This window comes from uncultured Succiniclasticum sp. (assembly GCF_902793885.1).
Classification (GTDB): Bacteria; Bacillota; Negativicutes; order Acidaminococcales; family Acidaminococcaceae; genus Succiniclasticum.
Genome location: NZ_CADBFF010000021.1, coordinates 43082 through 55390, shown reverse-complemented (window position 1 = coordinate 55390; position 12309 = coordinate 43082). Strand labels below are relative to the sequence as shown.

Here is a 12309-nt window from a genome sequence, read left to right as displayed (position 1 = left end):
GAGTTATTCCACAAAGAGACACTTGCGGAGTAACTCTTTCTTTTTATAGCGCTGCGTTTTATGTTTAGGGTAACCGCAGGATTTGCAGGGGACCCGGAAAGAGAGATTGCTGTGAAACAGAATCAGAAACTGGCTAAACTTACCGTGGTACTGATGGCGTTATTGATGCTGTTTTCTACTGTACTCATAGCGGGTTGCAAGGAAGAAGGTACGGGGAAAGAAAAACCGAGCGTTACAGGGACGCAAAAATCACAGGAACAGATTGCCGCGGAAAAGAAAGCCAAAGAAGAAGCAGAGAATAAAGCGAAGGAAGAAGCGGGAAAGAAGGCTAAAGAAGCGGCGGAACAGAAGAAAAAGGAAGAAGAAGAAAAAGCCAAACAAGAGAAAGAACTGATCAAACGGAATGCAGATCAGAAAAAGTATTGGGTGCATATTAAAAAGAGCGCTTTTACCTTGTATTTGCTGGATGATAAAAATACTGTGATCAAAGCCTATGACTGTACCCTGGGAAAAAATCCGGGGCAGAAACAGAAACGTGGCGACATGAAGACGCCTACCGGCACCTTCTACGTAGATGAAATTGATGATGCGTCCGCCTGGACACACGATTTCGGCGATGGCAAGGGCGAAATCAAAGGAGCCTATGGTCCCTGGTTCATCAGTATCAATACCGATGAAATGAGCAAAGGGGCCTGGGGTGGAATCGGTATCCATGGAACGCACAAGCCCCATGTGATGCGCGCCCGGGATTCGGAGGGCTGTATTCGTCTGCAGAATCAGAATGTAAACGAACTGAAACAGTACGTGCGTGTCGGGACAAAAGTTGTAATTGAAGAATAACGTTTTTGTGGAATCGCAGTTATAGGTGCTTTAATAGAAATATAAAGCAAAAATGATTGCGTGGTATGGTGTTGTGGGGAATGAAGTAAATTGAAAAAGATAGATCCCGCCGTGTACCTGTTCTCGTTGGGACATCTATCCGTAGACTGGTGTCAGGGAGCGATTCCGGCGTTGCTGCCCTATTTTATCCGCAATTATGATTTATCCTATCAGGCTGCAGGAACGCTGATTTTTGCCAATGTGCTGGTTGCTTCCGTATTGCAGCCGCTGTTCGGGTATTATTCGGACCGCATTTCCCGCCCCTGGTTCATACCCTTGGGGACTTTGTTTTGCGGGATTTCCGTTGCGTTGATGGGGCTTTGTACATCCTATTCTGCTATTTTTGCGGCAGCCATGCTGAGCGGTGTGGGCAGCGCGATATTTCATCCGGAAGCGGCGCTGATGGTCAATCGCATAGCGGCACAGGCTAAGGGGCAGGCGTTGGGAACATTTTCGGTGGGCGGCAACGCAGGGTTTGCGGTTGGACCGATTGTAGCCGGCTTTTGTGCTTATAAAGCGGGGATTCATTCCCTGCTCATATTTTTTATCGTAAATGCTGTTCTGGCTGCAGCGCTTTGGACCAGGATGACTTGCATATTACGTCAGGCAGCTGTGCTTGACAGGCAGCAAACCGGGAAGCAGGAAACGAAAGTCCGGGAGAATGACTGGAAATCATTTGCGATTCTGTCCATGCCGATATTTGCGCGTTCCGTCGGATTTACGTTAAGCAATACGTTTATTCCGATTTACTGGATGACAGTGCTGCACGCTTCGGCCACGCAGGGAACGACCGCGCTTTCCATCCTGTTTACAATCGGAGCCTGTATAACCTTTGGCGGCGGTTTGCTGGCTGACCGGCTCGGATATGTAAAAGTAATCCGGGCAGCATTTTTCTGTATGGTGCCGACGTATCTGTTTCTGACCCATACAACCGATATATGGGTTGCGACGGCGCTGCTGGTTCCGGCGGCGGTGTCGATCTTTATGCCTTACAGTCCCATCGTTGTGCTGGGGCAGACGTATCTGGCCAAAAATGCCGGTTTTGCTTCCGGCGTTACGCTGGGTCTGACCACAACGCTGGGGGGAATCTTTGCACCTCTGGTAGGCGGGGCGGCAGACCGGTGGGGGCTGGTACCGGCGTTGCAGATTTTCTGGATTGCCGGGTTGATTGGATTAATTGCGGCCTTTTTCCTTCCGGAACCGGAAAAGGAATAAAAGGCCGGTTAAAAGTAAAAGAATTTTGTGAGCAAAAACAGTTTGTCAGTGTAAAGAAAAGAGGGAATAAAAATGGCAGTAACAGTACTTAACAAAGATAATTTTAAAAACGAAGTGTTAAAAGCGGATAAACCGGTGCTGGTTGATTTTTGGGCAACCTGGTGCGGTCCCTGCCGTATGATGGCTCCCGTAGTGGAAAAGATTGCGGAAGAACATCCGGAGATAAAAGTCTGCAAGGTGGACATTGACGAGAATCCAGAACTGGCGCAGATGTTCAATGTGATGAGCATTCCGACCCTGGCGGCGTTTAAGGACGGGCAGCTGACTGGTACGGCGGTAGGTTATCAGCCGAAAGAAAATGTGATGAGGCTGTTTGCGTGATGCTGGTACAGGCGTTTCAGAGCTGACTTTTCGTACAGTAATTGACAGCCTGCCGTACATCCGGAGTGATGTGGCAGAGGAGAAAACACGATGGATATTATTATTATCGGCAGCGGTCCGGCAGGTATTTCCGCTGCGTTGTACGCGAAACGTGCCGGCGCGGATGTGACGGTAATCTCCCGAGGCAGCGGGGCGCTGGCAAAAGCGGAAAAAATTGAAAACTATTATGGTCTGGCCGGGCCTGTGACAGGCGCGGAGCTGGAAGCAAGCGGGATAGCCGGGGCAAAACGGCTTGGCGTGAACTTTGTTGAGGACGAAGTGGTCGGCGTTGCCATGAATGATGATTTTACCGGTCTTGTGGTGCAGACGCCGAACCGGACCTGTGAAGCAAAAGCGGTGGTGCTGGCTGCAGGAAGCACACGGCTGGCGCCGAAGATTCCGGGGCTGAAAGAACTGGAAGGAAAAGGTGTAAGCTATTGTGCTATCTGCGATGCATTTTTCTATCGCCAGAAAACCGTGGCAGTTTTGGGCGAAGGGGAATACGCCTTGCATGAAGCGGAAATATTGCTGCCTCATGCCAGTAAGGTTATGTTGTTTACCAATGGAAAAGAGCCGGTGGTAGAAATTCCGGATACCATTGAAGTACATAAAGAAAAAATCATTGCGGTGGAAGCGGAAAATGAAAACGGTATGGAACGGGTATGCGGACTTCGCGCCGAAGACGGCGCCCTTACTCCGGTGAACGGACTGTTTGTAGCTCTGGGTACCGCTGGCAGTGTGGACCTGGCCCGCAAAATCGGGGCCGGCACGGAAAACAACCGGGTGGTGGTGGACGGAGACATGGCGACCAATGTGCCCGGCTTGTACGCGGCCGGCGACTGCACCGGCGGCCTGCTGCAGGTGGTGAAGGCTGCCTATGAAGGCGCTGTGGCCGGACTTGCGGCTGCTAAATATGCAAAACGTTCCTGAAATTCCTTGCCGTTGTGTGTGAAAAAGAAAATGAAAAAACGCGAATGTGAACTCCGGAAGAGCTTACGTTCGCGTTTTGATTTATAAATGAAAAAAGGTTTAAAATGTTTGAAAACCGTTATGCCAGATAATTCGCATTTACATATTTTTCGATTCGTTCCAACCGTTGTTTGGTAGCCGGATGGCTGGAAAGGATCCGGGCGGCAAAGCCCATCTGGGCTTCCCCCTGGGTGATATAGAGGAGACCATTGTACAGTTCTGCGCCTAATCCGATTTTGCAGGCATACTGGTCTGCTTCAAGCTCGTCCTGCCGGGAACTGAACATGGTGATAAGATGCAGCGGCAGCTGCATCAGGAACTGGAACAGCCAGATCTGGATGACGAAGAACCAGGAAATAATGGAGGTAAACCAGCCGATGATGGGGATAAAACTGATAAGCTGGAGAATCAGGGTGATGTAACTGTAAATGCGTATGACCAGGTTCCCGAATGAACCCATCGTACTGGTCAGTAAAGCGGTGTTGGTGTCCCGGTTCTGGATGTGTCCCATTTCATGGGCCAGAATGCCGGCGATTTCATTCGTCCGCAAGTTGGTCAGCAGAGGAAGCGTGACGGCAATGTTGTTGCTACCAACGGCAAACGCATTTAAATCTTTAACATTACATACATATAAATTATAATCGTCCATATCCAGTCCCGCTTTCCGGCAGACAATGGACATGGCCTGTTTCAACTGTTCTCCGGCGGCTCCCGCAGGGCGCTGGCAGTTCAGGGACCAGCACAGATAACGTTGCATGATCCAGGTCCGGTATAACAGGCAGGGAATCAGCAGGGTAAGAGCGGACAGGACGATGATGATGTTTGTTTCCGTAAGGGGAATCGTAAAATAATTCATCCCTTTCAGCAGCCATTGCCAGCGAATAGGCCGGAAGATTTCCACCAGTCCCCAAAAGGTAGATACAATCAGGAAATTGACAATGAATGTCAGGCTGAGGACGACGATATCACGAAACAGATTATACAACATGCGTACTCCTTATTTCTTTACTATATCCGTTCAACACAGAACATTTTTTAAATTATACTACAGAAAAATAACTTTTCCAACTAATTTAAAGATAGACTTCATGGATAATCTGTTATATAATGTAACCATATTTGCTGACGATACCGAATGATTTGGGATTATTTGTCAGAGCAATGTGTTAACTGTTTCGTTAATCGTCACAATAATACTTAGAGAAAATATCGTTTACAATATGCCAAAGACGGCGTGCTTTCTGTTGTAAATGAGAGGATGGAGAATTTTTATGGAAGAAATGCTGAAGGTACCGGAGCATGAAAAAATGCAGGAACCGGTCCCGCCCCTGACGCATGTGGAAGCGAATCAGGAAGGGTACCGCTGGGTAGCGATCACGGCCATGCTGTTCGCTATCGGCATCATTTTACATACGGTAAGTCCCAACGTGGGCGGTGTTACACCTAACTGGACCATCGCCATGTATGCAATCGTCATCAACCTGACCCGCCCGCCCCTGAAACGGGCCATCGGTATCGGCTTTGTGGCGGGACTGACGCTGATCCCTTCATCCAAGTCGGCGTTTCCACTGGGGAACATTGCCAGCGAGCTGAGCGGGGCTACTACCTGCTGCCTTTTGGTGAAAGCGTTTGTTGCCTGTCATATGGGAGATTGGCGTGTTACCCCGTTTATCACCGGCTTTGCGTCCACCTTTGTATCCGGCGGCGTGTTCACGTTCATTTTGAAGCTGGTGCTGGGCCTGCCGCTGAAAGTATGGATCTTTGCCATGCTGCCTGTGGTGGCGGTAGTCGGCGTGCTTAACGGCCTGATTACGTTTGGTCTGTTCCGTCCTGTGAAAAAACTGTTTTATGCGCAGGAAGGGGGCGAAGATAAGTGAATTCCGTGATTTCCGTTTCCGGTTTCTATTTTAATTATCTCCGCTCTGACCTGGTGCTGAAAAATGTGAATATTGAAATTGAAAAAGGCTCTTTTACCGTAATCATCGGCCCCAGCGGCGCAGGGAAAACTACGTTGTGTAAGGCCATGACGGGTATCGTTCCTTTTTATTCCGGCGGTGATTATGCCGGTGAAATCAAAGTGTTGGGCGAATCGACAAAAGGAAAAAAGGTTTCTGACCTGGCCATGAAGGTAGGCCTGATGCTGGAAGATTATGAAAGCCAGTTGGTTTCGCTGACGGCAGGGGAAGAAGTGGCGTTCAGCCTGCTGAATCACGGCTTCCCTCCGGAAGAAGCGGAAGAGCGTACGCGACTGGCCTTGGAAGACGTTGGTCTGCCGGGGCGGGAAAGCTATCAGCTGGACGAACTGTCCGGCGGGCAGCGGCAGCGCCTGGCACTGGCGTCGCTGCTGGCAGTGCATCCGGAAATTATCGTATTGGACGAACCGGTCAGTGCTATGGACCCGGACGGAGGCGAGAGCCTGTATAAATTGTTGGACAAAATCCATAAAGAGCACGGCACTACATTCATTGTGGTGGAACACCGGCTTGAATTTGTGCTGCCGTATATGACGGACCTGATTGCAGTTAAGAATGGGGAAATTGCAGCCCAGGGACACTGTGAGGACGTAGTGCCTCACATTTACGAAGATGAAGAGCTGCGTCCGTTGCTGCCGGATTTGTGGCAAGTCAAATGCAATCTGGAAAAGAAGACGTTGCAACGGTTTAATCTGTGGCGATCTGCCGACGAAGCAGTGAAAGAGCTACAGGCCAAAGGATTTGGAAAAGGGGTGAGGGCATGATTGAAGCAAAAGAGATCAACTTTGCCTATCGCCGCGGCATTCCGGTTTTGTTCGATATCAACTGCAAAATCGAAGACGGGGAATTTGTAGCACTGCTGGGTCACAACGGCAGCGGCAAAACGACCCTGTCCCGTCTGTTCATGGCGCTGGACCATCCCCGCAGCGGGCAGATTCTGGTAGACGGGGAAGACATTGTCAATTATGAACCTGCCGATTTAGCGGACAAAGTGGGCTATGTGTTCCAGAATCCGGATTTACAGATTCTTGCGGATACGGTATATGAAGAAGTTGCCTACGGACCCCATGTGAAAAAATTGCCGGAAGAAAATATCAAAACCAATGTGAAAGCAGCGTTGCAGGTCATGGGTCTGAAAGGACTGGAAGCAAAATATCCCCGTATTCTATCCTTCGGACAGAAACGGCGGCTGGGTGTGGCGGCGGCGCTGGCGCTGAATCCCCGCATGCTGATTCTGGACGAGATTACCAATGGGCAGGACGCGGCGGAACAGACTGCCATGATGGAATATCTGAAAGCATTGAATGAAGAAAAGGGAACGACCATCATCCTGATCACTCACGACATGAATGTCGTTCGGAAGTATGCCCGAAGGGCTATCGTTCTGACAGACGGACATCTGGTCTTCAGCGGCACGCCCCAGGAACTGTTTGAAGGAAATCAGCCTGTGGAACGCTGGGGCCTGCGCCGTCCTGTCGTTTCCGAACTGGCTTCCCGTCTGGGTATTTCCGCTGCAACCTGTGAAGATTTCTGCGAGGCAGTCCGGAAAGGAGGCGTTGCCTTATGAAACTGAACGCCTTTACCTGGATTATCGTAACGCTGGCGGTTACCGCCTGGGTATTTATCCTGCCGCTGCAGGCGGTGGCGACGATTTTAGTATTGCAGCTTGTGCTGCTTTTGTACATCAAACGCAGTAAAACCATGCTGGCAGCCATTGGCGGGTTAGGTGTGTTTACCGGCATGATGGTGCTGTTGCAGCTGCTGTTCGGTTCGCCGTTGAACGTTTCCCTGTTTGGCGGTCTGCGCATGCTGGTCATGACCCTTGCCTTTTTGTGCATGCTGGCGACCACTCGGATCCAGAGCATTGCCAAAGCGCTGGTGGATCGTTTCCATCTTCCGGTGGAATATGCGTTCATGCTGACAGCGGCCCTGCGTTTTGTCCCGAACTTTCTGGAAGACAGTTCCATTACGCTGGACGCTCAGTCCTGCCGGGGCTATTCCAACCGGGGTAACGCGCTGAAACGCCTGCTGTCCTATGTGGTGGTGATTCGTCCGCTGGTCATGCGCGCCGTGGCCAAATCGGAAACCCTGGCCCTTTCCATGGAACTGCGGGGCTTTGGTGCCAACACCTATAAAAATATGCCCAAGGAACCGTTGACAATGGTAGATTTTATCGTGCTGGTTATTGTGGTGGTACTGAGCACGTATCCGTTCTGGAAAAAATTCTTGTTGGCTTAGAACATTCATAATAAAAAACAGCGGCGGAAAAGACTGCGCAAAAACGTTTCCGTTTGCTATTTTATGGACTCATTCGCCTGCGTCTTCGAAACTCGGAGCTTCGCTCCTCAAACAGTCTCGACGCGAACGGCTCATATCGTCTCATAAAATTTCGTAAACGCTCACTACGTTTTGCTGCAGTTCTTTTCCGCCGCTGCTCTTATAATTGTAAAAAAATGCCAGACTTCTGCTTATACACAAGAAGACTCACTTTATCCACAAAAAAACAGATTTATCCACATGTTATTCACAGGCGGGTGTTTACAAACCACAAGATATTGAAATAAAAAAAGAAAAATTTTGGCAAAAACAACAATATGTAGTTTACAAGATGAAAAGAACATGTTACAATACTTCTGAATATTTGGGCCGGGCGCCTGTTCTGTGAGACCCGGTTAAGACAATAGACAGATATATAAGTACAAGGGACCCGTTGATTATCCGTCAACCGTGCAAAAGTTGCGAATCGGCGCGTCCTAAAAAAATGCCGTTTTTACTGCGGCATAATTTATGTAGGAGGATTTTTGCATGAAAGTAATTAAGCGCGACGGCACGACGGTTGATTTTGATCCCCAAAAAATAGTAGTGGCCATTGAGAAAGCCAATGCGGCTGTAGAAGAGCAATGCCGTATTTCCGAAAGCAAGATTAGAGAAATTGCAGCATATGTACAAGGGAAGAACCGTCCCCGCCTGCTGGTGGAGGATATTCAGGATATTGTGGAACGCCAGCTGCAGGAAGCCGGCAAGTTTGATCTGGCAAAAGCCTACATTATTTACCGTTACCGCCGGGCGCTGGTGCGTAAATCCAATACGACGGATGAATCCATCCTTACGCTGATCCGTAACAGCAACAAAGATGTTATGGAAGAAAACAGCAATAAAAATGCAATTATGGCTTCTACCCAGCGGGACCTGATCGCCGGTGAGGTTTCCAAGGATCTGACCCGCCGGGTGATTTTGCCGGAAAAAATTGCCAAAGCCCATGATGAAGGCGTAATCCATTTTCACGATATGGATTATTTTATCCAGCCGATTTTTAACTGCTGCCTGATTAATATCGGCGACATGCTGGACAACGGTACGGTAATGAACGGCAAGATGATTGAATCGCCCAAGAGCTTCCAGGTAGCCTGTAACGTAATGACCCAGATCATCGCTTCCGTTGCTTCCTGCCAGTACGGCGGTCAGTCGGTTGACGTGCGGCATTTGGGCAAATATCTGCGGCGCAGCCGGGAAAAATTCATGGAACGGGCCAAACGCACCATGGGGAAAAATGCAGACCCGAAAATGGTTGAAGCGGTTGTGGATGAACGTCTGCGGGAAGAACTGAACGCCGGTGTTCAGACTATCCAGTACCAGATCAATACCCTGATGACCACCAACGGCCAGTCACCTTTCGTGACCCTGTTCCTGTATTTGCGGGAAGACGATCCGTATATTGCAGAAAACGCCATGATTATCGAAGAAATCCTCCGGCAGCGTCTGCAGGGGATCAAGAACGAAAAAGGCGTGTATGTAACGCCGGCTTTCCCTAAGCTGGTGTATGTGCTGGATGAGAATAACTGCCTGAAGGGCGGCAAGTACGATTACCTGACCCATCTGGCGGTCAAATGCAGTGCCAAGCGGATGTATCCCGATTATATTTCCGCGAAAAAGATGCGGGAAAATTATGAAGGAAACGTGTTCAGCCCCATGGGCTGCCGCAGTTTCCTGGCTCCCTGGAAAGATGAAAACGGTAAGTATAAATTTGAAGGCCGTTTCAACCAGGGCGTGGTTTCCATCAATCTGCCCCAAATCGGAATTCTGTCCGAAGGGGACGAAGACAAATTCTGGAAATTGCTGGATGAGCGTCTGGCCTTGTGCTTTGAAGCCATCATGTGCCGCCATAACGCGCTGAAAGGTATCCATTCCGATGTAAGTCCTATCCACTGGCAGTACGGCGCTATTGCTCGTCTGGCCAAAGGTGAGACCATCGACAAGTATCTGTTTGGCGGTTACTCTTCCATTTCCCTGGGTTATATCGGCCTGTATGAAATGACGAAAGCGGTAAAAGGCTGCAGCCACACCACGCCGGAAGGAAAAGACTTCGCTCTTCGTGTCATGAAGCATCTGCGGGAGACCTGTAACCGCTGGCGTGCAGAAACCAATATCGGCTTTGCCCTGTACGGCACTCCGGCTGAATCCCTCTGCTATCGCTTTGCCCGCATTGACAAGGAACGTTTTGGCACCATTAAAGATATCACTGACAAAGGGTACTACACCAACTCCTACCATGTGGACGTGCGGGAGCATATTGATGCCTTCTCCAAATTTGAATTTGAAAGTGAATTCCAGAAGCTGTCTTCCGGCGGCGCTATCAGCTATGTGGAAATTCCGGATATGCAGCGCAACCCGAAAGCCATGGAAGCTGCCGTGCAGTTCATTTACGATCACATCCAGTATGCGGAATTCAATACGAAATCCGATTACTGCATGGTCTGTGGCTATGATGGAGAAATCATGATCAACGATGACAACGAGTGGGAATGCCCCCAGTGCCATAACAAAGATCATGCCAAGATGAACGTGACCCGCCGTACCTGCGGTTACCTGGGTGAAAATTTCTGGAACGTGGGCAAGACAAAGGAAATCAAAGCCCGCGTACTGCATCTGTAAGGAAGTGAACGTATGAAATATGCTGCGCTGAAACGCCATGATATTGCTAACGGGCCCGGCGTGCGGGTATCGCTGTTTGTCAGCGGTTGCCGCCATCACTGCCGGGGCTGCTTCAACCCGGAAACCTGGGATTTCAATTATGGAAAACCCTTTACGGGAGAAGTGCTTGATACTTTATTAAGAGCCTGCAATCATGATTTTATCGAAGGCCTGTCCCTGCTGGGCGGCGAACCCTTCGAACCGGAGAACCAGCCGGAAGTATTGCACGTGGTACAGAAGTTTAAGGAAATTTATCCCCGCAAAACCGTGTGGTGCTACACCGGCTACGATTTCGAAAAAGATATTCTGGCCGGCAAGTTAGGCCCTTGGGAAACCACGAAACAGTTGCTGGATCTGATAGATATTCTGGTGGACGGCGAATTCCATCTGGAAGAAAAAGATCTGAAACTGCGCTTCCGGGGCAGCAGCAACCAGCGCGTCATTGATGTAAAGAAATCGCTGGCTTCTGATGAAGTGGTGCTGTGGGATGACAACGACGGACTTTTTGAGCCGGACGTGAAGTGAGTTTTGCCTGAAATAGTTTTCTGTGTTATAATAATTTCACGACAGGGCAGTCGGTACAGTGTATCGGCTGCCTTTTTGCACAAAAAAGTTAAATCAGAAAGACGTGAGCTACATGACTGAAAAATTATTTGAACGGGATTCAAACTTAAAAACCTGTGAGGCAACGGTGCTGGAATGCGAGCAGGCACCCCAGGGATTTGCCGTTGTGCTGGATCGGACGGTGCTGTTCCCGGAAGGGGGCGGGCAACTCAGTGATACGGGGACGATTAACGGTGCCGCGGTAAAACATGTGCGGGAAACGAAAGGAAAGATTATCCACGAGTGCGCGGCGGATTTTCCCGTGGGCAGCAAAGTCACGATGCAGGTGAACTGGACCGACCGGCTGGACCACATGCAGCAGCATTGCGGGGAACACATCCTTTCCTATGCGTTCTTTAAACTGTTTGGTGCGAACAATGTGGGCTTCCACATGAACGAGCGCTTTGTGACCATTGATCTGGACAAAGAAGTCACGCTGGAGGAAGCCTTTCAGGCAGAAGATATGGCTAACCAGCATATCTGGGAAGACCGTCCGGTTACGGTTTCTTATCTGCCTCATACCGAAGTGAACAAACTTCCCATGCGGAAGAAAAATGAGAAACTGACCGGCATCTTGCGGGTGGTGGCGGTGCAGGACGGAGATGTCTGCACCTGCTGCGGGACGCACCCGACGTCAACCGGTGTGGTAGGGCTGGTAAAAATTACGAAAATTGAAAAGCACAAGGGTGGTACCCGGGTAGAATTTCTCTGCGGTCGCTGGGCTTTGGAAGATGCCAGGAAGAAGATGCGGTACATCCAGGAAGCCGGGAACATGCTGAGCACGAAAGAAGAAAACGTCTGTGAAGGAATTGAACGGCTGGAAGATGAGATTGCGGAACTGAAGGAAAAGCTGCGGGCTGCCGTAAAGCAGATTCAGGAAACGGAAGTCGTAAAAATTCTGGAAGGAGCACCGGTCAATTCCGCCGGCTGCAAAATCGCGGCGGCAGTCAAGGACGAGTATGAGCCGAAAGACGCCAAAACCTTGTTCGGGAAGCTGACGGATGTTCCCAATGTGGTTGCAGTTGTGATTTATCACAGCGGGGAGCGGGTCAATTATATGTTTGGCCTGGGTGCAGGCGCGGACGGTGACTGCAAGACCATTATTGCCAAAGCTAATGAACTATTCGGCGGAAGAGGCGGCGGCAAAAAAGAATCTGCACAGGGCGGGGCGCCTTATGCGGATGACTGGAAAGAAAAAGCAGAACAACTGATTGCGTTTTTGAAAAAGTAAACACAAAAAAATAAGCCTGGCCGATCGTACCTGCACAACGCGTTTAGG

Annotated in this window: 12 protein-coding genes; 11 read left to right on the top strand and 1 reads right to left on the bottom strand. The window is 49.8% G+C overall.

What is annotated here, in order from left to right; translation table 11 throughout:
- Positions 1 to 111: 111 nt before the first annotated feature.
- The 4 genes from QZV31_RS10220 (at position 112) to QZV31_RS10205 (ending at position 3444) form a co-directional block, all read left to right on the top strand.
- A complete protein-coding gene (locus QZV31_RS10220; RefSeq protein ID WP_295360227.1) occupies positions 112 to 840 on the top strand; it encodes a L,D-transpeptidase in 729 nt (242 codons plus the stop codon).
- Between the two features lie 90 nt (positions 841 to 930).
- Positions 931 to 2094 (top strand): MFS transporter, encoded by a 1164-nt coding sequence (locus QZV31_RS10215; RefSeq protein ID WP_295360225.1) that lies wholly within the window; start codon positions 931 to 933, stop codon positions 2092 to 2094.
- Positions 2095 to 2166: 72 nt separating this feature from the next.
- Positions 2167 to 2475 (top strand): thioredoxin, encoded by a 309-nt coding sequence (trxA, locus tag QZV31_RS10210; RefSeq protein WP_093729860.1) that lies wholly within the window; start codon positions 2167 to 2169, stop codon positions 2473 to 2475.
- A gap of 90 nt (positions 2476 to 2565) precedes the next feature.
- Positions 2566 to 3444 (top strand): NAD(P)/FAD-dependent oxidoreductase, encoded by an 879-nt coding sequence (locus QZV31_RS10205; RefSeq protein WP_295360221.1) that lies wholly within the window; start codon positions 2566 to 2568, stop codon positions 3442 to 3444.
- A 118-nt stretch (positions 3445 to 3562) separates the two neighbouring features.
- On the opposite strand, the gene QZV31_RS10200 is transcribed toward QZV31_RS10205, so the two are convergent.
- Positions 3563 to 4471, bottom strand: a complete 909-nt coding sequence (locus QZV31_RS10200; RefSeq protein ID WP_295360218.1) for a M48 family metalloprotease — start codon at positions 4469 to 4471, stop codon at positions 3563 to 3565.
- Between the two features lie 319 nt (positions 4472 to 4790).
- On the opposite strand from QZV31_RS10200, the gene QZV31_RS10195 reads away from it, so the two are divergent.
- The 7 genes from QZV31_RS10195 to QZV31_RS10165 all read left to right on the top strand — a co-directional run bounded on the left by QZV31_RS10195 (position 4791) and on the right by QZV31_RS10165 (position 12261).
- Positions 4791 to 5360 carry a tryptophan transporter gene (locus QZV31_RS10195; RefSeq protein ID WP_366508716.1) on the top strand — a complete coding sequence of 190 codons (570 nt, stop codon included), beginning with the start codon at positions 4791 to 4793 and terminating at the stop codon, positions 5358 to 5360.
- On the top strand, positions 5357 to 6220 hold the full coding sequence (locus QZV31_RS10190; RefSeq protein WP_295360212.1) for an ABC transporter ATP-binding protein: 864 nt from the start codon (positions 5357 to 5359) through the stop codon (positions 6218 to 6220). The genes QZV31_RS10195 and QZV31_RS10190 overlap by 4 nt, the downstream gene beginning before the upstream one ends.
- Positions 6217 to 7023 (top strand): energy-coupling factor ABC transporter ATP-binding protein, encoded by an 807-nt coding sequence (locus QZV31_RS10185; RefSeq protein WP_295360209.1) that lies wholly within the window; start codon positions 6217 to 6219, stop codon positions 7021 to 7023. Before QZV31_RS10190 ends, QZV31_RS10185 begins: the two co-directional genes overlap by 4 nt.
- Positions 7020 to 7694 (top strand): energy-coupling factor transporter transmembrane component T, encoded by a 675-nt coding sequence (locus tag QZV31_RS10180; protein ID WP_295360206.1) that lies wholly within the window; start codon positions 7020 to 7022, stop codon positions 7692 to 7694. The genes QZV31_RS10185 and QZV31_RS10180 overlap by 4 nt, the downstream gene beginning before the upstream one ends.
- 567 nt (positions 7695 to 8261) lie before the next feature.
- Positions 8262 to 10388, top strand: a complete 2127-nt coding sequence (gene nrdD, locus QZV31_RS10175; RefSeq protein ID WP_295360203.1) for an anaerobic ribonucleoside-triphosphate reductase — start codon at positions 8262 to 8264, stop codon at positions 10386 to 10388.
- Between the two features lie 12 nt (positions 10389 to 10400).
- Entirely contained in the window at positions 10401 to 10952 is a 552-nt protein-coding gene (gene nrdG, locus QZV31_RS10170) for an anaerobic ribonucleoside-triphosphate reductase activating protein (protein WP_093729867.1), read from the top strand.
- 112 nt (positions 10953 to 11064) lie between these two features.
- Positions 11065 to 12261, top strand: coding sequence for a DHHA1 domain-containing protein (locus tag QZV31_RS10165; RefSeq protein ID WP_295360198.1), 1197 nt, complete (start codon positions 11065 to 11067; stop codon positions 12259 to 12261).
- Positions 12262 to 12309: the final 48 nt, after the last annotated feature.

What these genes read in the sequence shown, in the direction of transcription:
- QZV31_RS10205 (WP_295360221.1), top strand. Translation starts at nt 2,566, where the DNA reads ATGGATATTATTATTATCGGCAGCGGTCCGGCAGGTATTTCCGCTGCG.
- nrdD (WP_295360203.1), top strand. Translation starts at nt 8,262, where the DNA reads ATGAAAGTAATTAAGCGCGACGGCACGACGGTTGATTTTGATCCCCAA.
- QZV31_RS10195 (WP_366508716.1), top strand. Translation starts at nt 4,791, where the DNA reads ATGCAGGAACCGGTCCCGCCCCTGACGCATGTGGAAGCGAATCAGGAA.
- QZV31_RS10200 (WP_295360218.1), bottom strand. Translation starts at nt 4,471, where the DNA reads ATGTTGTATAATCTGTTTCGTGATATCGTCGTCCTCAGCCTGACATTC.
- trxA (WP_093729860.1), top strand. Translation starts at nt 2,167, where the DNA reads ATGGCAGTAACAGTACTTAACAAAGATAATTTTAAAAACGAAGTGTTA.
- QZV31_RS10185 (WP_295360209.1), top strand. Translation starts at nt 6,217, where the DNA reads ATGATTGAAGCAAAAGAGATCAACTTTGCCTATCGCCGCGGCATTCCG.
- QZV31_RS10180 (WP_295360206.1), top strand. Translation starts at nt 7,020, where the DNA reads ATGAAACTGAACGCCTTTACCTGGATTATCGTAACGCTGGCGGTTACC.
- QZV31_RS10165 (WP_295360198.1), top strand. Translation starts at nt 11,065, where the DNA reads ATGACTGAAAAATTATTTGAACGGGATTCAAACTTAAAAACCTGTGAG.
- nrdG (WP_093729867.1), top strand. Translation starts at nt 10,401, where the DNA reads ATGAAATATGCTGCGCTGAAACGCCATGATATTGCTAACGGGCCCGGC.